15 protein-coding genes are annotated in these 17,547 nt (G+C 69.9%); 4 read left to right on the top strand and 11 right to left on the bottom strand.

Annotated features, from left to right (window positions below; all coding sequences use genetic code 11):
- Positions 1–317: 317 nt before the first annotated feature.
- Both NYZ95_RS01125 and NYZ95_RS01120 read right to left on the bottom strand, forming a co-directional pair.
- Positions 318–1,445, bottom strand: a complete 1,128-nt coding sequence (locus NYZ95_RS01125) for a hypothetical protein (protein WP_262847878.1) — start codon at positions 1,443–1,445, stop codon at positions 318–320.
- Positions 1,446–1,555: 110 nt separating this feature from the next.
- Positions 1,556–2,893: a dipeptidase gene (locus tag NYZ95_RS01120; RefSeq protein WP_262847856.1), complete on the bottom strand. Its 1,338-nt coding sequence runs from the start codon at positions 2,891–2,893 to the stop codon at positions 1,556–1,558.
- A 21-nt stretch (positions 2,894–2,914) separates the two neighbouring features.
- On the opposite strand from NYZ95_RS01120, the gene NYZ95_RS01115 reads away from it, so the two are divergent.
- On the top strand, positions 2,915–4,243 hold the full coding sequence (locus tag NYZ95_RS01115) for a glycoside hydrolase domain-containing protein (RefSeq protein WP_262847854.1): 1,329 nt from the start codon (positions 2,915–2,917) through the stop codon (positions 4,241–4,243).
- 1 nt (position 4,244) lies between these two features.
- Here the strand turns inward: NYZ95_RS01115 and NYZ95_RS01110 are convergent, their stop codons facing one another.
- Positions 4,245–4,619: a sterol carrier family protein gene (locus NYZ95_RS01110; RefSeq protein ID WP_262847852.1), complete on the bottom strand. Its 375-nt coding sequence runs from the start codon at positions 4,617–4,619 to the stop codon at positions 4,245–4,247.
- A complete protein-coding gene (locus NYZ95_RS01105) occupies positions 4,619–5,470 on the bottom strand; it encodes a patatin-like phospholipase family protein (RefSeq protein ID WP_262847851.1) in 852 nt (283 codons plus the stop codon). Before NYZ95_RS01105 ends, NYZ95_RS01110 begins: the two co-directional genes overlap by 1 nt.
- A 372-nt stretch (positions 5,471–5,842) precedes the next feature.
- On the opposite strand from NYZ95_RS01105, the gene NYZ95_RS01100 reads away from it, so the two are divergent.
- Positions 5,843–6,883: an NAD(P)-dependent alcohol dehydrogenase gene (locus NYZ95_RS01100; RefSeq protein WP_262847849.1), complete on the top strand. Its 1,041-nt coding sequence runs from the start codon at positions 5,843–5,845 to the stop codon at positions 6,881–6,883.
- A 3-nt stretch (positions 6,884–6,886) separates the two neighbouring features.
- On the opposite strand, the gene NYZ95_RS01095 is transcribed toward NYZ95_RS01100, so the two are convergent.
- From NYZ95_RS01095 to NYZ95_RS01080, 4 genes are all read right to left on the bottom strand, one after another.
- Positions 6,887–7,810 carry an AEC family transporter gene (locus NYZ95_RS01095; protein ID WP_262847848.1) on the bottom strand — a complete coding sequence of 308 codons (924 nt, stop codon included), beginning with the start codon at positions 7,808–7,810 and terminating at the stop codon, positions 6,887–6,889.
- Between the two features lie 104 nt (positions 7,811–7,914).
- On the bottom strand, positions 7,915–9,567 hold the full coding sequence (locus NYZ95_RS01090; protein WP_262847846.1) for a monocarboxylic acid transporter: 1,653 nt from the start codon (positions 9,565–9,567) through the stop codon (positions 7,915–7,917).
- Positions 9,564–9,902 carry a DUF485 domain-containing protein gene (locus NYZ95_RS01085; RefSeq protein ID WP_262847844.1) on the bottom strand — a complete coding sequence of 113 codons (339 nt, stop codon included), beginning with the start codon at positions 9,900–9,902 and terminating at the stop codon, positions 9,564–9,566. The genes NYZ95_RS01090 and NYZ95_RS01085 overlap by 4 nt, the downstream gene beginning before the upstream one ends.
- Positions 9,903–10,078: 176 nt before the next feature.
- A complete protein-coding gene (locus tag NYZ95_RS01080; RefSeq protein ID WP_262847842.1) occupies positions 10,079–11,584 on the bottom strand; it encodes a glycosyltransferase family 39 protein in 1,506 nt (501 codons plus the stop codon).
- A 207-nt stretch (positions 11,585–11,791) separates the two neighbouring features.
- Between NYZ95_RS01080 and NYZ95_RS20255 the strand changes: the two genes are divergently transcribed.
- Positions 11,792–13,225, top strand: coding sequence for a DEAD/DEAH box helicase (locus NYZ95_RS20255; protein ID WP_262847840.1), 1,434 nt, complete (start codon positions 11,792–11,794; stop codon positions 13,223–13,225).
- Between the two features lie 12 nt (positions 13,226–13,237).
- Here the strand turns inward: NYZ95_RS20255 and NYZ95_RS01070 are convergent, their stop codons facing one another.
- Genes NYZ95_RS01070 through NYZ95_RS01060 form a run of 3 tightly spaced genes read right to left on the bottom strand, consistent with a single transcriptional unit; the run spans position 13,238 to position 15,943 of the window.
- Positions 13,238–13,915: an SIMPL domain-containing protein gene (locus tag NYZ95_RS01070; protein ID WP_262847838.1), complete on the bottom strand. Its 678-nt coding sequence runs from the start codon at positions 13,913–13,915 to the stop codon at positions 13,238–13,240.
- Between the two features lie 22 nt (positions 13,916–13,937).
- The gene (locus NYZ95_RS01065; RefSeq protein WP_262847836.1) at positions 13,938–14,510 is read right to left on the bottom strand and encodes a GNAT family N-acetyltransferase; all 573 of its coding nucleotides are present in this window, start codon (positions 14,508–14,510) and stop codon (positions 13,938–13,940) included.
- Positions 14,507–15,943, bottom strand: coding sequence for an NAD(P)/FAD-dependent oxidoreductase (locus tag NYZ95_RS01060; RefSeq protein WP_262847834.1), 1,437 nt, complete (start codon positions 15,941–15,943; stop codon positions 14,507–14,509). Before NYZ95_RS01060 ends, NYZ95_RS01065 begins: the two co-directional genes overlap by 4 nt.
- Before the next feature lie 96 nt (positions 15,944–16,039).
- Here NYZ95_RS01060 and lpdA point away from each other — a divergent pair, with 96 nt between their 5' ends.
- Positions 16,040–17,452: a dihydrolipoyl dehydrogenase gene (gene lpdA / locus NYZ95_RS01055; RefSeq protein WP_262847832.1), complete on the top strand. Its 1,413-nt coding sequence runs from the start codon at positions 16,040–16,042 to the stop codon at positions 17,450–17,452.
- Positions 17,453–17,547 lie beyond the last annotated feature (95 nt).

Below are 17,547 nucleotides of genomic sequence, written 5' to 3'. Positions count from 1 at the left end.
GGCCGGCGTAAGCAGCGCCCCAAGAAGGGCGACGAACAGAAGGCTTGAGAGAGTGGTTAACCGGCATGAACGCGACATACTGGCCGCTCCATTTCGTGATCTGGCGTGAGCGCCAGCCCCCACCACGATGGCAGTTGGAGTGATCTAACCGGCTGCGTTAAGAACAAGTCAATAGCGTTTCAATTACTTGAACTGGCGCCCAATCCGAGATACGAAACCCTGTTGGGCATTCGAGTGGGGATAAAGAGGACCCGACGTTCCACCCCTGATTCCGGGGTGAAACGTCGGGTCCTTTTGTCGGGTCTTGCGTCAGGCCCTTACTTCTTGACCTTGACGGCCTTCGAGGTCTGGGTGACGGACTTGTAGCCAGCCTTGGAGTACGTGACCTTCACCGAGATCTTCTTGCCCTTGTACGCCTTCTTGAGCTTGAGGGTCTTCGCCTTCGCGCCCTTGATGGCCTTTCCGTTGCGCAGCCACTGGTACGAGACCTTCGTGCCAGCCGCCTTGCCCGGCTTGGCCTTGAGCTTCTTGCCGACCTTCGCCTTGCCGGTGATCTTGACCTTGCCGCTGACGGCGAACGAACCCGCGGTGACCTTGCCGACAGAGACGGTCGAGACGCGCGTGTGGTAGCCGACCTTGGTCGCCGTCGCCCGGAGGGCGATCGTCTTGCCGAGATCAGCAGGCTTCACGACGTACGCGCTGCTGCCGCTGGCCACCTTGCCGTTCACCAGCCAGTGGTAGGCGAGGCTGCTGGTCGGGTTCGTCTGACCGCCGGAAGCCACGAGGCGCTGTCCGACGACCGCCTTGCCCGTGGCCTTCAGCGCCGCGGCAGGAGCGAGCGTGCCGGGCGGAAGGACGTCGACCGAAGCGATCGTCGGGGCGGTGCCAACGAGGGTGCAGTTGACGTCCGCTTCGACGAACTTGCCGGCCGTGTAGGGGACGAGGAAAAGCTCCGCAGTCAAGTCGGCCTTGCCGAGCGAGATCGCGAGGTCAGTACCAGACGCTGTAGAGATGGCGGGGAAGGTGATGCTTCCCGGCCACACCACGGAGCCTTCGGCAGGAACGGTGAGGTCCGCATCGTTGAACGCGAGTGTGGCCGGCGCCGTCTCCGCTCCGTTGACCACCACAGGCGTCTTGGCCGACAAGCTCTTGACCTGCATCGAGGTAGACCGCGCGAAGTCGCTCCACTTAGCGCCCCACGTCCAGGTAGCTTCCGCAGCGAGGGTGACAGGCTCCCCCTGCCGGACCTCCGCGGGGGCGGTGACATCCAGCTTCAGCTTCGCGTCGTACCCACCGAATCCGAGCGCGCTGCAGGTGTAGTCGATCGTGGTCTCGCCTGCCGCAGCCTCAACTGCCGATGCTGGGGCCGCTGCGGCGAGCGCGCCTGCGACCAGTGCGCCGGCCGCGATCATGCCCGCACCGCGGCGGGCCGGAGTCGTCTTCATGTCTTCTCCTTCCGCGGCCGCCGCTCGGCGACCGGTTGAGGAGAACCTAGGACGAATTCCGGGAGAATATATGGTTACGGATATATCTTCTCACTGGGTGAGCACGAGATTCATCCCTCTGCGAGTTTGGCGAGCAGCAGCGTCTCGGCCAGACAAACCCGTGCAAACTCCCCCAGGTGGAGCCCTTCGTCGATGCCGTGAGCGCGCGTGTCGGGGTCCTCGACGCCGGTGACGAGCACCGCTGCGTCGGGGTAACGGTCCGCGAACTCCGCGATGAACGGGATCGACCCGCCGACTCCCATGTCGATCGGCGCGACACCGTCCCACGCCTCGCGGAACGCCTCGCGCGCCGCGTCGTACGCCGGCCCGGTCGCGTCGACCTCGTACGCGTCGCCGCGGTCGTTCGGCGTGACCGTGACCTTCGCACCCCACGGCGCGTGCGACTCGAGGTGCGCGACGAGGGCGTCCATGGACGCGTCGGTATCGGAGCCGGGCGCGATGCGCATCGACACCTTCGCCCGTGCGCGCGGCACCAGCGTGTTGGACGAGTCGGCGACCGACGGCGCGTCGATGCCGATGACCGCGATCGCGGGCTTGGCCCAGAGGCGGTCGACGACCGACCCCGTACCGATCTGCTCGACCCCCGGCAGCACCCCTGACTCGGCCACGAGCCGGTCCTCCGGGTACTCCACGTCCGCGGCGCTCGTCGCGTGCAGCCCCGCCACGGCGACCTCGCCGGAGTCGTCGTGAAGCGTGGACAGCAGACGCGTCAGGACCATGAGCGCGTCCGGGAAGACGCCGCCCCACATGCCCGAGTGCACCGCGTGCTTCAGCGTCTCCACCTCGACGACGCAGTCCACGAGCCCTCGCAGCGTCGTGGTGAGCGCAGGGGTGCCGATGTCCCAGTTGCTGGAGTCGGCGATGACGATGACGTCCGCGGCGAGCCGGTCACGGTACGTGTCCAGCAGCGCACCGAGGCTCGCCGACCCGGACTCCTCCTCGCCCTCGACGAACACCGTCACGCCCACCGGCGGCGCGCCGTCGTACGCCCGGAAGGCCGCGAGGTGGGCGGCGATCCCCGCCTTGTCGTCGGCGGCGCCCCGCCCGTACAGGCGCTCGCCCCGCTCGGTCGGCTCGAACGGAGGTGACGTCCACGCCGCGACGTCGCCGGTCGGCTGGACGTCGTGGTGTGCATAGAGGAGCACGGTGGGCGCCCCGTCGGGCGCCGGGTGGTTCGCGATCACCGCAGGACCGCCCCCGGCCTCGACGACGTCGACCTGCGCGAACCCGGCGTCGCGCAGCAGGTCGGCGACCGCCTCGGCGCTTCGGCGCACGTCGCCCGCGCGCGCAGGATCTGCGCCGACCGAGGGGATACGGACGAGGTTCTTCAAATCCTCGTGGACCGAAGGCATGATGCTATGGAGTCGTTGCACCGCTTCTGCGCTCATGTCGGCACCATACGGGGGACCATGTCTACGCATCTCGCACGCGTCCGTCGCGCCTCGCGGCGCGCGCTGACCGCCGTCGTCGCCTCGACCGCGCTCGCCGCCGGACTGCTCGCGCCCGCGCTCGCCGCCAGCCCCGCCCACGCGGCGGTCGACGCACCGGGCAGCTTCACCGGGTTCGGCTTCGACGCCTGTACGGCACCGACCCAGGCCCAGATGGACGCCTGGTGGGTCTCGTCGCCGTTCGCCGCCGTCGGCGTCTACATCTCCGGCTCGTCGCGCGCCTGCGCGCAGCCCGAGCTCACCCGTACGTGGGTCACGACGCAGGCCAGGCGCGGGTGGCGCCTCATGCCGCTCCACGTGGGCATGCAGGCCCCCTGCTACACCGGCAACAAGCAGAAGATGTCGTCGAACCCGACGACCGCCCGCTCCCAGGGCATCGCCGCCGCGAACGAGAGCGTCACCGCCGCGCGGGCGCTGGGGATCGGCAAGAAGCGTGTCCTCTACCTCGACATCGAGTGGTATCCGGTCTCCAACACCGCCTGCGACAACGCGGTGCTGCGCTTCCAGGACGGCTGGACGGCACGTCTCAAGCAGCTCGGCTACAAGTCGGGGCTCTACTCCAGCGCCTCGGCCGCTGTCGCCTCCATGAACGCACTGAAGGCGGCCGGCGTCCGCGGTTACCACTACCCGCACCAGATCTGGTTCGGCTGGTACAACGGCAAGGCCAACACGAAGGCCGAGCCGTACCTCGACGACGCGTACTGGGCCAACCACAAGCGGATCCACCAGTACGTCGGCAACACGACCGTCCGCTTCAACGGCGTGACGATGCACATCGACCGCAACGTCCTCGACGTCGGCAAGGGCTCGAACCCGACGAAGCCGTCGGGGCAGTGCGGCACCCACAAGCTCTCGAAGTACCGGACCGTCAAGCCGGGCAAGCGCTACACGGAGCTGGCACCCGCCGTGAAGTGCCTGCTCAAGAAGCGCGGCTACTTCGAGGGCTCCACCAAGAGCAAGGTGCACAACGCCAAGGCGCAGCGCGCGGTGAAGCGGTTCCAGAAGGCGCACGGCATCAAGCAGTCCGGCGCCGTCACCCGCCGTACGTGGGTGGCCCTGCTGTCCGACGGCTACCCGTCAGCAGTCCTCAAGCGGGGGTCGACCGGCAAGCACGTCTACCGGCTCCAGCGTTCGCTGACCGCGGCCCTCGGTCGCTCCGTGCCTCGTACGGGGCTGTTCGATGCGACGACGGAGAAGGCGGTGCGGGCGTACCGCGCGAAGGTCAAGCTCCCCACGTGGCGTACGGCTGAGCCCCGGCTGTGGGCGTCGCTGCAGGCGGGACGGCGCTGATTCAGGCCAGCGGCAGGTACGGCGAGAGGTTGCTGCGCTCTCCTGACGCGTGGACCCGCCCTGCGCTGACCGCCTCGGCCCACGGCGTACGCCCGGTGGCGAGCGCGATCCAGGTCGCCGGGTCGGTCTCGACGACGGCTGGCGGCGTGCCGCGCGTGTGACGCGCGCCGGGGATCACCTGCACCGCGGCGTACGGAGGGACCCGCACCTCCACGCTGTTGCCGGGCGCCTTCCGGTCGAGCAGCGCGAGGAGGTGCTTGGTCGCCGCACGAAGGTCCGCTGGAGCAGGGTCGGTGCCGGACTCGAACGCCTCGGTCAGCCGCGCCGACAACGTCGACCACTCGTCCGCGCCGAGCGGGGTCAGGCGTCGCGCCATCAGCCCCACACCTCGGCGACCGCGTCCGCGACCTGCGCTGCCTGGGCAAACCCGGCCTGAGCCGTACGGGCGCGCGCCGACGGGTCCAGCACGTTCTTGCCGATCGCACGGCGCGCCTCGGCGTCCGGGGCGACGACCGTCGTACGGCCGGTGGCCTCGCGCAGTTGCGCTGCGGCGCCCCGGGATGCGGGGAACGCGTTCGCGATCGGGGTGAGGGCCACGACCCGCTCGTACGTGGCGGCGAGGTCGGCGTTGGCGGACGAGCGCGTGCCGCCGTCGATGTAGCGCCGGCCATCGATCGTGACTGGCGGATAGACGCCGGGGACGGCACAGCTGGCCGCGACGGCGCGCACCAGCGGGACCCCGTCTGCGGCGGAGAAGACGCGGAACTCACCGGTGTCGGCGGCGACGGCGGTGACCCGCAGGTCGCGGTCCGGCCAGTCCTGCGAGACCAGACGGTCGCGGATGACCGCGACGCGCTCATCCTCCGAAGGCGTACGACCGGAATCCGCCGCGCGCACTGCGTACGCGCCGAGCCGACGGCCGAGGTCCTCGGCATCGCGGCCCGCCCGCAGGGCCGACCACACCCACTGTGCGGTGACGGCACGCCCGATCGCGAACGACGGCTCCGGCCCGTGGGTGCCGAGCGGCGCGAGCTGGCGTCCGTAGAGCTGCTCCGTCGTGGCGCCGTTGGTCATCTGGGCTCCGACGACCGAACCGGCCGACGTCCCGACGACGAGATCGGCACCGGTCAGGTCGACACCTGCTTCGGCCAGCCCGTGCAGCATCCCGATCTCCCAGGCGATGCCCGTGATTCCGCCGCCACCGAGGACCAGCGCACGTGAGGTCATGGGCGCCATTGTGCGGCATCGCCGGTCGAACAGCCGCCCCCTGGCTGGTCGAGTAGCCCGAGCCGCCGCCCCCTGGCTGGTCGAGCAGCCCGAGCCGCCGCCCCTGGCTGGTCGAGTAGCCCGAGCCGCTAGGCGAGGGCGTATCGAGACCACCGGGTCTCGATACGGGCTCCGCTGGCGCTCCGCCCTACTCGACCAACCACACCCCGGCTGGTCGAGTAGCCGCGAGGAACGAGCGGCGTATCGAGACCAGGTCTCGATACGGGCTCCGCTGGCGCTCCGCCCTACTCGACCACCCACAACACCGCGCTCCGCCCTACTCGACCACCTACTCGACCAGCGGCGGGAAGGGGGGCGACTTAGCGTGGACGGATGCGCGCACTCCAGTACGTCGAGATCGGCCAGCCCCCTCGTGTCGTGGAGATCGACACCCCGGAGCCGGGCCCAGGTCAGATCCGCCTCAAGGTCACAGCGGCAGGGGTCTGCCACTCCGACGAGTTCGTGATGAGCCTGCCCGAGGAGGGATACACCTTCGGCCTCCCGCTCACCCTCGGCCACGAGGGCGCCGGGACGGTCGACGCGGTCGGCGACGGGGTCGCCAACCTCGAGGTCGGCACCTCGGTCGCCGTCTACGGACCGTGGGGCTGCGGCCGCTGCCACGCTTGCGCACGCGGCGCGGAGAACTCCTGCCCGTACGCCGCCGAGCTCGGCATCGCCCCTCCGGGTCTGGGGGCGCCGGGGGCGATGGCGGAGTACATGATCGTCGACGACGTCCGCCACCTCGTCCCGCTCGGCGACCTCGACCCGGTCCGGAACGTGTCGCTCACCGACGCCGGACTCACCCCGTACCACGCGATCCGGACCTCGATGCCCAAGCTCGTCGCCGGGAGCACCGCCGTCGTCATCGGGACCGGCGGGCTCGGCCACGTGGCGATCCAGATCCTGCGGGCGCTCACGGGCGCACGCGTGATCGCGCTCGACGTCAACGAGGAGAAGCTCGCGCTCGCCAAGGAGGTCGGCGCGCACGACGCGATCCTCTCCGACGAGAACGCGGCTCAGGCTGTCCGGGACATGACAGAAGGCCTCGGCGCCTCGGTCGTGCTCGACTTCGTCGGCGCTCCTCCGACCGTCGCGATCGCCTCGGCCGCCGTGGCGACCGAGGGCGACGTCCAGCTCGTCGGGATCGGCGGCGGCGCGGCCGCGGTCGGGTTCGGCATGACCCCGTACGACGCCGCGTTCCGCGCGCCGTACTGGGGGACGCGCAGCGAGCTCATCGAGGTCTTCGAGATGGCCCACCGCGACCAGGTCCACGTCGAGATCGAGACGTACTCCCTGGACGAGGGACCGAAGGCCTACGAGCGGCTCCACGCCGGGAAGGTCCGCGGTCGCGCCGTCATCCTCCCGAACGGCTGAGCGTCAGGCCAGGATCGCGGCGATCGCGAGGATCGTCGCGAACGAGAGCACGGTCGTGGCGAAGACGACGTCACGCACCACCGGCACCGCCCTGTCGTACCGGACGGCAGTGACGAACACGTTCTGCGCCGTCGGCAGGCCCGCGACCACCACGACCGCCAGCAGGGCGTTGCCGTCGAGGCCCAGCAAGAACCGGCCGACGAGATAGGCGACGAGCGGCTGGACGAGCAGCTTGATCAGTGTCAGGACGGCCACCTGCCCGCTCGCGCCGCTCGCGCCCGGCTTCGGGCCGAGCCGCAACGAGATGCCGAACGCGATCAGCATCCCCGGAATGGCGAGGCCGGCGAGGAGATCGATCGGGTCGGCGACCCACTGCGGGACGGAGACGCCGGACAGCGCGACGACGACACCGACGAGCGCGCCCACGGTGATCGGGTTGCGGAACGGCCGTGACAGCACGGTCATCACCGTCGGCCGCTCTCCTGATGCGGACTGGTCGAGCACGACGAAGGCCAGCGGTGCGACGACGAGCAGCTGCAGCAGGAGGGCGCCGGCCACCGCCGACACGTCGCCGATCACGTACACCGCGATCGGGAGCCCGAGGTTCCCCGCGTTGACGTACGAGGCCGACAGCGCGGCGAGGGTGGTCTCGCCCCAGTCGCGACGCCACCGCCAGCGTGCCAGGACGACCGCGAGGAGGGCGACCACGGCGACGCTCACCGCGTTGGCGACCAGCGCCTGTGAGAGGGCGCCTGCGACGTCGACCTCGGAGAGGACCGAGAAGAGCAGCGCAGGGCTGCCGACGAAGAAGACCAGTCGCGAGAGCATCCACTGGTACTCGACCGTGACCACGCCGAGGTGGGCGAGGACGAACCCGACGGCGATCACCACGGTGATGACGCCGAACCCCTCGAAGACCCCGATCACGGACTCATGCTCCCCCAGCTCGAGCGGCGCAGACGCACGCGGCCCCCGGGCACCCTCCTACCAGGGCACCCGGGGGCGACGCACGGTGCGAGCGGCTGCTCAGCTCACTCAGCACCAGCCCCCGTCATGGAGCGGACCTCGAGCTCCTGGTACTTCAGCGGGTCTGCCTTCTCCTTGGCCGTCACGGTGCCCAGCCACCCGAGGAAGAAGCCGATCGGGATCGAGACGATGCCCGGGTTCTCCAGCGGGAACCAGCTGAAGTCGACCCCGGTGCCGAACAGCGACAGGCTCTCGCCGGTCTCGGGGTTGACCTTGCCGGAGACGACCGGCGAGAAGAACACCAGCCCGACCGCCGAGATCAGGCCGCCGTAGATGCTCCACGTCGCGCCGCGGGTGTTGAAGCGCTTCCAGAAGAGGTTGTAGAGCAGCGCCGGCAGGTTCGCCGACGCAGCGACGGCGAACGCCAGCGCCACCAGGAACGCCACGTTGAGCGACTGCCCGGGGATCGCGAGGGCGATGGCGACGCCGCCGATCACGAACGCGGCGATCCGCGCGACCTTGACCTCGTCCTGGCCGGAGACCTCGCCCTTCTTGATGACGTTGGCGTAGAGGTCGTGGGCCACCGAGGAGGCCGAGGCCAGCGTCAGACCCGCGACCACCGCGAGGATCGTCGCGAAAGCCACCGCCGCGATCAACGCCAGCAAGATCGCGCCGCCTGTAGACCCCTCACCTCCACCGACGGCTTCGGCGAGCAGCGGTGACGCGAGGTTGCCTCCGGAGTCCGCGACCTTCGCGTACTGGTCGTCCGACAGCAGCGCCGCGGCGCCGAACCCGAGGATCAGCGTCATCAGGTAGAAGGTGCCGATCAGCCCGATCGCCCAGTTCACCGACACGCGTGCTTGGCGGGCGGTCGGGACGGTGTAGAAGCGGATCAGGATGTGCGGCAGGCCCGCGGTGCCGAGGACGAGGGCGATGCCGAGCGACAGGAAGTCGAGCTTGCTCGTGAAGTCGGCTCCGTACTTCAGGCCGGGCTCGAGGAACGCCTGGCCCTGACCCGAGTTGCTGGCCGCGGTGCCGAGCAGCTCGGAGAGGTTGAAGTTGAACTTGGCGAGCACCAGGATGCTGATCAGAAGCGTGCCGACCATCAGCAGGACGGCCTTGACGATCTGCACCCAGGTGGTGCCCTTCATCCCACCGACGACGACGTAGAAGATCATGAGCGCACCGACACCGATGATGGTGATGTTCTTCAGGGTGTCGCCCTCGACACCGAGCAGCAGCGCCACGAGCGCACCGGCGCCGACCATCTGCGCCAGCAGGTAGAAGATCGAGACCACGACGGTCGAGACCGACGCCGCCGTACGGACGGGGGTCTGCCGCATCCGGTACGCGAGCTGGTCGGCCATGGTGAAGCGGCCGGAGTTGCGCAGCAGCTCGGCGACGAGGAGCAGCGCGACGAGCCAGGCGACCAGGAAGCCGATCGAGTAGAGGAAGCCGTCGTAGCCGGACAGCGCGATCGCGCCCGAGATGCCGAGGAACGAGGCCGCCGACATGTAGTCGCCGCCGATGGCCAGGCCGTTCTGGAACCCGCTGAACGAGCGACCGCCGGCGTAGTAGTCGGCCGCGGTCTTGGTGTTGCGGCTCGCCCAGAAGGTGATCCCGACCGTCAGCAGCACGACGGCCACGAAGAGCACGGTGGTGAGGGTCTGGTGGCCGCCGCCCTCGTCCGCGGCGAGGATCGTGGAGGTCGCGTTCATCGGCCGACCTCCTCGTCGAACTCGGCGCGCAGCTTGTCGGCGACCGGGTCGAGGTTCTTCACGGAGTACCGCGAGTACCAGATGGCGATCGCGAACGTGGTGACGAACTGCAGGAGCCCGAAGACCAGGGCCACGTTGATGTTGCCGACCACCTGGGTCCCCATGAGGTCGGGAGCCCAGTTGGAGCAGACGACGTAGAGCAGGTACCACGCCATGAAGCCGATCGTCACGGGGACGACGAACCTCAGGTACTTGCTCTTGAGAGTGCGGAACTCCTCGGTCGCGTGGATGCGTTCGTACGCCGCATCCTGCGCCGCGCTGGTTCTCTCGATCACGGCTTCACCTCTCGGGGTGCACGGTCAGGGCTCTGCGTGACGCTAGGGCGGCCAGCGCGATGTGTGCCAGGTCACACGCGCGGAGGTCGGTGGGCGCGTCCGAGCGGTCGTCGTACGGTCGCGCCCGTACGACGAGCGGTGCCGCTGAGACGACGAACGGCAGGGCCGCGACGGCCTCAGTCGAAGTGCTGCAGCTCGTCCCAGAGCTCCGACCACGGACGGCTGGGCCCGCGGCACACACCGATCGGGAGCCCCTCTTCCTCGTTGTCGACCTCGGTGCCGTTCGAGAGCCGTCCCGCGACCTCGCACTCCGCGAAGAGCATCCGGGCCTGGGCGTACTGGCCGCCCACGACGACCACCGTCTCGGTGTCGTCAGACGGTCGAGCCTGCTCGTGGAGCGCGTTCTGCCCGCTGTACGGCTCGGGCAGGCCGAGGGCGGGACCGTACCGGTCGATCGCCCCCGCCTCCCCGTAGTTCGACGTGAAGATGACGGCGTTCTCGCGCTCCTCGCTCGGCACGCTCTCCCAGACGTCGGCGACCTGGCGGACGTACGTCGGCCAGCCGATCTGGTCGCCGATCGTCGTGTTCATGTCCGGGAAGGGCGTGCTCGGGAGGGCGCTCACGGAGATCACGGGCAGAGACACCGCCACGCTGACCGCGGTGTAGACGGCGAAGAGGAGCCCGATCCCCGCGCGCACGACGACGGACGAGCGTGCGAGCCACGCGGCGGCAGGCACCCATCCGGCAGCGAAGAGCACGGCAAGGAGGCCCGCTGGGTAGTAGAACTGCGCTCCGCCGACGTAGGTGAGCACGAGGACGACCGCGAAGGCGACGACGAACGCGCGCAGCACCCGCCACTCCGGTCTGCGCAGGAGCGCCACGATCCCGACGACCCAGATCGCCGGGAAGAGGATGAAGAGGAACGGCCACATGATCACGCGGACCTCGTCCGCGTTGTTGTCGGCCAGCGCCGCGCCCATCTCGAGCTGGGGGAAGTCGTTCACCACCTGGTACACGAGGTTCGGCAGGCACACGACCGCCGCGACCAGGCCACCGACCCAGAAGCCCGGCGTCCGCAGCACCCGCCGCGGTCCGACGAGGACGAGCCCGACGAGCAGGCCGAGCACCCACCACGGGATCAGCAGCCGTCCGTACGTGGCCAGGCCGACCACCAGGCCGACGGCGATCCACCACCGCGAGTCGTCGCGCAGCAGCGCCCGCATCGCGAACCACGACGCCAGCATCCAGGCGAGCAGGTCGGTCGACGTCGTCACGAGCACGTGCCCGGCGACTAGCGGGAACGAGGCGAACGCGAACGTCCACGCGCACAGACCCTGTGCCAGCGCGCCGCCGCCGAGCTCGCGGGTGATCGCGGCGGCGACCAGCGTCGAGGCGACGACGGTCAGGACCGCAGGCAGCCGCAGGGCCCACGGCTCGTCGGCGACCAGGTCGGTCATGAGATTCGCGAGCAGCGGGATCAGCGGCGGCTGGTCGACGTACCCCCATGCCGGGTCGAGCATCCGGAAGTAGAGCTCGTCGCGGTGGAACCCGTACCGGTTCGCGGTCGCGACCAGGACCACCGCGAGCGCCGCCGCCGCGGACAGCACCGGCCACCACGCGTACGGATCCAGTGACGCGGCCCTCGGCCGGTCACGTCGCAGGGTCGGGGCATCCGCGCCCATGTCCGGCAATCTAGGGCCTCAGCGCCCGTCACGTCACGTGACGGCCACCACTGAATTCGCCGTGGGCGGAGTCCACCGGGTACTGTCGAACGCAGGACGCGCTCCGCGTCCGGGTCGTCTGCTTCGGGCGCGCACCGCGCGCCCACCCCGTCCTCCTCGTGAGCGGCCAGCAACCACGGCCGCCCCCACGACACGAAGGACACCTCTGTGCCCACCTTCGCCGATCTCGGCGTCCCTGCACCTCTCGTCGACTCCCTCGCCCAGCGCGGGATCACGACCCCCTTCCCCATCCAGGCCGCCTCGCTGCCTGACTCCCTCGCCGGCCGCGACGTCCTCGGCCGCGGTCGTACGGGCTCGGGCAAGACCGTCGCGTTCAGCCTCCCGACGCTGGCCGTGCTGGCCGCGAGCGAGCGCCCGCGCCGTCCCCGGCAGCCCCGCGCGCTGATCCTCGTCCCGACCCGTGAGCTCGCCGTCCAGGTCCTCGAGACCCTCGCCCCGCTCGCCAAGGCCATCAACCTGCGCGCGATGACGATCTTCGGCGGCGTCGGGCAGAACCCTCAGGTCAGCGCCCTGCGCAACGGCGTCGACGTCGTCGTCGCCACCCCCGGCCGTCTCGAGGACCTGATCGGGCAGGGCCACTGCGACCTTCGCGCGGTCGAGGTGACCGTCCTCGACGAGGCGGACCACATGGCCGACCTGGGCTTCCTCCCCGCCGTGAAGCGGCTCCTGGACCAGACCCCGCGCAACGCCCAGCGGCTGCTGTTCTCGGCGACGCTGGACAACGGCGTCAACACGCTGGTCAAGCGCTACCTGACCTCGCCTGTCACGCACTCCGTCGACGAGGCGACCTCGCACGTTCCGGACATGGAGCACCACGTCCTGTCGGTCTCGCACGACGACAAGCCGACGGTGATCAACGAGCTCGTCAGCGGCCAGGGCAAGACCCTCGCGTTCACGCGGACCAAGCACGCGGCCAAGAAGCTCGCCAAGAAGCTGACCGCCGCCGGCATCCCGGCCGTCGACCTCCACGGCAACCTCAGCCAGAACGCGCGCCAGCGCAACCTCTCGGCCTTCGCCGACGGATCGGTCCGCGTCCTCGTCGCCACCGATATCGCGGCGCGTGGCATCCACGTGGATGACGTGTCCCTCGTCGTCCACGTCGACCCGCCGTCGGAGCACAAGGCCTACCTGCACCGCTCCGGCCGTACGGCACGCGCGGGCGCCTCCGGCGTCGTCGTCACCGTGGCCACCAGCGAGCAGCGCCGCGACGTCCGTTCGCTGATGCGCGCAGCCGCCATCAAGCCGACCGAGCACGCTGTCGCACCCGGCGCGGAGATCCTCGCCGAGCTGGTCGGCCCTCAGGCCGAGCTGGTCACGCCGCCGCCGGTGACTGCTTCGCAGCCGTCCCACGGTGGAGGCGGCCGGGGCAACGGCCGTGGCCGAGGCACGCAGGGTGCGTCGGGTGCGTCCCGCAGCGGCAACCGCAACCGCAACCGTCGTCGTAGTGGCGGTGGTGGTGGTGGTGGGACCAGCGCCACCGGGTCGTCCGCCGGTGCCGGTGCCGGCGCGGCGTCCGGCAGCTCGCGTACGGGTGGTGCTGCAGCCTTCTCGTCCCAGGCACGCCCGCGTCGCGCGCGCTGACCCTCGTCCGCCTCAGGCGCCTGCGGCGGCCTCGAAGTCTGCGGTCACGACGGCGGTGACGTCGATGTCGTCGGGTCGCAGCTCGAAGCCGCCGCCGCCCTCGCTCGCGCCGGCCGCCCGCATCGCGACGCCGGGCCCCGGCGCTCCACCGGGCACGACGTGCGGGCGCAGGCCGTCCTCGTAGAGGGCGACCAGCGCGACCGCGCCGAGCCCCAGCGCGTCGGCGTACGCCTGCGCGCGGGTCACGGCGTCGAGCGCGGCCTGGCTCCGTACCTCCGCGACGACCCGGTCACGACGCGCCTCGGTGAGCGTCCAGTCGATCGACCGGAGCGAGACACCCGGCTCGACGGTCGCGGAGGCGACCCACGCCGACAGCGCGGCGAAGTCGGCGAACTTCACGTGGATCGCCGCGTCAGCCCGGAACCGCCGGACCTTCACCTGGTCCTTGTGAGCGCTGGGCTTGACCCACTCGTCGTACGGGAAGGCCACGACCTGGTCCGCACCCCACCACGTCGCCGCGCCCTCGGCGACCAGGTCCTTGGCCTGGCCCACGAGAAGCCGGTGCGTCTGCTCGCAGCGCGCCATCACGTCGACGCGGTCCTCCCCGGCGGAACCGACGACGACGTGGACCGTGCCGCGTTCGGCGGGGTGACTCTGGGTGGCGCGTCCGGCGACGGTGATGAGCGGCATGCCCGCACCCTAGGCCGTACGGTCACGAAGGCGGCGGAGCCTCGCTGAGGATCCGCTGGAACAAGAGATGGTCCTGCCAGCGGCCCGCGATGAACAGGTAGTCGCGCGCGAGCCCGATCCGGCTGAACCCGGCACGACGCAGGACGGCCTGCGATGCCTCGTTGTGGAGCAGCGTCGCTGCCTGGACCTGGTGGAGACCGAGCGCGTCGCGGGCGTACGCGCAGACGGCGTCGACCGCACGCGTCATCAGGCCCCGTCCCGTGTGGTCGGCCGCGAGCCAGTAGCCGAGGTGGCCGTTGCGGTAGGCGCCGGCCACGACGTCGTTGACGTTGAGCGAGCCCGCCACCGCGCCGTCCGCGCCCACGACCAGTGCGGTGATGCTGCGGCCCGCCGCGTCCGCCGCCGCACGGTCGACGAGACGGGCGCGCTGGGCGTCGTCGGTGAAGTACTCAGCGGTTCGTACGGGCTCCCACGGAGCAAGGTGTGCGCGGTTGCTCCGGACCGTCGCCGCGAGCGCGGGCGCGTCGTCCGGCGTCGCGGACCGCAGGACGTACCCGTCCCGCAGCGGCACGCAGAGCGCCGGCGGCGCACTCATGCGCTGCGGTCTGCCGGCTCTTCGACCCGCTCGTCCGCCTTCTCGTCGGCGCGTTCTTCGGCGTTCACCGTCGCCTGGTCCTCGTCCGGCGTCTCGGACTTCTCCGCCGTCTCGGTCAGCGCACCCGCCGGCGTGCTGAGGACGGCACCGGGCGGCGCGTGCCGCGCGATGACCGGCGGCGTCTCACCGACGATCGCGTTGTGGCCGCCCTTCCAGAAGATGTAGCGCGAGCCCAGGTTGATCATGGTCGCGAGACGGTTGCGGTTGCCGAGCAGGAAGTAGAGGTGGATCAGGATCCACGTCACCCAGGCAAGGAAGCCGGTGAGCTTGCCGAACGGCCTGATCTCGGCGACGGCGGAGCTGCGGCCGATCGTCGCCATCGTGCCCTTGTCGCGGTAGTGGAAGGGCTTGTGCTCCTGGCCCTTCAGCCGCTTCTTGATGTCGGTCGCGACGAACTTGCCGCCCTGCAGCGCAGGCTGGGCCAGCTGCGGCAGGGCACGGTCGCCGTCCTCGACGGCCACGTCACCGATGGCATAGACGTTGTCGAGCCCCTGCACCCGGAGGTGGTCGTCGACCATGATGCGGCGTCCACGCCCGAGCGGCACCCCCCACTGCGAGAGGATCGGGTGGGTCGTGATGCCCGAGGCCCAGATGACCATGTCGGCCGGGATGAACTCGCCGTCGTTGACGACGACACCGTCGGGGCGCACCTCCTTCACGGAGGTCTCCAGACGCAGGTCGACGCCGCGCTTCTCCAGCGACTCCTTGGTGTAGTTGCGCAGCTTGGGCGCGAACGGCCCGAGCACGTGCGGCGCCATCTCGACGAGCGTGATGTGGATGCGCTGGTTGTCGATCTCCGGGTACGTCACCGGCATGTCGATGTTGCGCATCTCCGCGAGCGCGCCTGCGGTCTCGACGCCGGTCGGTCCGCCGCCGACGACGATCGCACGGAAGTCGGTGTTCTGCCCGTTGACCGCCGCGTCCTCGAGGATCGCGAACATCCGGTCACGCACCGCCAGCGCCTGCGAACGGCGGTAGAGGGGCAGCGAGTACTCCTCGGCACCCGGGATGCCGAAGAAGTTCGCGGTGACGCCCGAGGCGATGATCAGGTAGTCGTACGAGAGGGTCAGGCCGCCGTCGAGGCTGATGGTGCGCGTCGAGTGCTCCATCGAGATCACGGTGCCCTTGAGGAACCGCACGTTGTCCTGCTTGGCGCGGATCGAGCGGAGGAACCACGTGATGTCGCCGGGGTTGAGCGTCGAGGTCGCGACTTGGTAGAGAAGCGGCTGGAACGTGTTGTACGTGTGCCGGTCGACCAGCGTCACGTCCACGTCGGCACGCTTCAGCTTCCGTACGGCGGCGACGCCTCCGAAGCCACCGCCGACGACGACGACGTGAGGTCGCGTGCGCGGCAGAACCTGCGTTTCGTCCATGACTTCGAGCGTACGCCGCGGTTCTCAGAACCGTCGATCAGGGAGCAACTGCCGACCGCCGGGACGTGATCTGTCTCACCTCCCTACGATTGACGTATGAGCGATCACTTCGACGTCGTCGTCCTTGGCGCCGGACCGGGCGGTTACGTCGCCGCGATCCGCGCCGCACAGCTCGGCAAGTCCGTGGCTGTCATCGAGCCCAAGTACTGGGGAGGTGTCTGCCTCAACGTCGGGTGCATCCCGAGCAAGTCGCTGCTCCGAAACGCCGAGCTCGCGCACCTCATCCAGCACGAGGCCGAGTCCGTCTTCGGCATCGGCGTCGGTGACGTCACCCTCGACTACGGCAAGGCGTACTCGCGCAGCCGCGAGGTGGCCGAGGGCCGCGTCAAGGGCGTCCACTTCCTGATGAAGAAGAACAAGATCACCGAGATCCACGGCACCGGCTCCTTCACCGGCCCGAAGGCCATCGAGGTCTCGCTCAACGACGGCGGGACGCAGGAGGTCACCTTCGACGCCTGCATCATCGCGACCGGCTCCTCGACGCGCCTGCTTCCTGGCACGCAGCTGTCCGAGCGGGTCGTCACGTACGAGGAGCAGATCCTTGCCGACAACGTGCCCGAGTCGATCATCATCGCCGGCGCCGGCGCGATCGGCGTCGAGTTCGCGTACGTCCTCAACTCCTACGGCGTGAAGGTGACGATCGTCGAGTTCCTCGACCGCGCCGTCCCGAACGAGGACGCGGACGTCTCGAAGGAGCTCACCCGGGCGTACAAGAAGCTCGGCATCGACATCCTCACCTCGACGCGGGTCGACGCCATCGACGACTCCGGCGACAAGGTGAAGGTCACCGTCACGCGCAACCCGAACGGCGACGCCAAGGAGGAGGTCCTCGAGGCCGACAAGGTCCTCCAGGCGATCGGCTTCGCTCCGCGCAGCGAGGGCATCGGCCTCGACAAGGCCGGCGTCAAGGTCTCCGACCGCGGTGCGATCGAGATCGACGACTACATGCGGACCAACGTCGACGGCATCTACGCCATCGGCGACGTCACCGCCAAGCTCATGCTCGCCCATGTCGCCGAGGCGCAGGGCGTCGTGGCGGCGGAGACGATCGGTGGCGTCGAGACGTTCCCGCTCGACTACGTGATGATGCCGCGTGCGACCTTCTGCCACCCGCAGATCGCCTCGTTCGGCTACACCGAGGCCCAGGCGAAGGAGAAGGGCTTCGACGTGAAGGTCGACAAGTTCCCCTTCACCGCGAACGGCAAGGCACCAGGTCTCGCCGACACCGCAGGCTTCGTGAAGCTGGTGACCGACAAGACGTACAAGGAGCTGCTGGGCGCCCACCTGGTCGGCCCGGAGGTCACCGAGATGCTCGGCGAGCTCACGCTGGCGCAGCGCTGGGACCTGACGGCCGACGAGGTCGCGCGCAACGTGCACGCGCACCCGACGCTGTCGGAGGCCGTCCAGGAGGTCATCCACGGCGCCGCAGGCCACATGATCAACCTCTGACGGACGTACGTCCCGACAAAAAGTCCCGCCGTTCCACCCCTGATCGGGGGGGGGACGGCGGGGCGGGTTGGGGGGGGCGGGGGGCCGTCGTGGCG

It is taken from the genome of Mumia quercus, from assembly GCF_025506335.1.
GTDB lineage: Bacteria > Actinomycetota > Actinomycetes > Propionibacteriales > Nocardioidaceae > Mumia > Mumia quercus.
This window is presented reverse-complemented; position numbering and strand designations above follow the sequence as displayed.

What these genes read in the sequence shown, in the direction of transcription:
- NYZ95_RS01100 (WP_262847849.1), top strand. Translation starts at nt 5,843, where the DNA reads ATGCGCGCACTCCAGTACGTCGAGATCGGCCAGCCCCCTCGTGTCGTG.
- NYZ95_RS01070 (WP_262847838.1), bottom strand. Translation starts at nt 13,915, where the DNA reads ATGCCGCTCATCACCGTCGCCGGACGCGCCACCCAGAGTCACCCCGCC.
- NYZ95_RS01125 (WP_262847878.1), bottom strand. Translation starts at nt 1,445, where the DNA reads ATGAAGACGACTCCGGCCCGCCGCGGTGCGGGCATGATCGCGGCCGGC.
- NYZ95_RS01090 (WP_262847846.1), bottom strand. Translation starts at nt 9,567, where the DNA reads ATGAACGCGACCTCCACGATCCTCGCCGCGGACGAGGGCGGCGGCCAC.
- NYZ95_RS01115 (WP_262847854.1), top strand. Translation starts at nt 2,915, where the DNA reads ATGTCTACGCATCTCGCACGCGTCCGTCGCGCCTCGCGGCGCGCGCTG.
- NYZ95_RS01065 (WP_262847836.1), bottom strand. Translation starts at nt 14,510, where the DNA reads ATGAGTGCGCCGCCGGCGCTCTGCGTGCCGCTGCGGGACGGGTACGTC.
- NYZ95_RS01060 (WP_262847834.1), bottom strand. Translation starts at nt 15,943, where the DNA reads ATGGACGAAACGCAGGTTCTGCCGCGCACGCGACCTCACGTCGTCGTC.
- NYZ95_RS01080 (WP_262847842.1), bottom strand. Translation starts at nt 11,584, where the DNA reads ATGGGCGCGGATGCCCCGACCCTGCGACGTGACCGGCCGAGGGCCGCG.
- lpdA (WP_262847832.1), top strand. Translation starts at nt 16,040, where the DNA reads ATGAGCGATCACTTCGACGTCGTCGTCCTTGGCGCCGGACCGGGCGGT.
- NYZ95_RS01110 (WP_262847852.1), bottom strand. Translation starts at nt 4,619, where the DNA reads ATGGCGCGACGCCTGACCCCGCTCGGCGCGGACGAGTGGTCGACGTTG.
- NYZ95_RS01120 (WP_262847856.1), bottom strand. Translation starts at nt 2,893, where the DNA reads ATGAGCGCAGAAGCGGTGCAACGACTCCATAGCATCATGCCTTCGGTC.
- NYZ95_RS01105 (WP_262847851.1), bottom strand. Translation starts at nt 5,470, where the DNA reads ATGACCTCACGTGCGCTGGTCCTCGGTGGCGGCGGAATCACGGGCATC.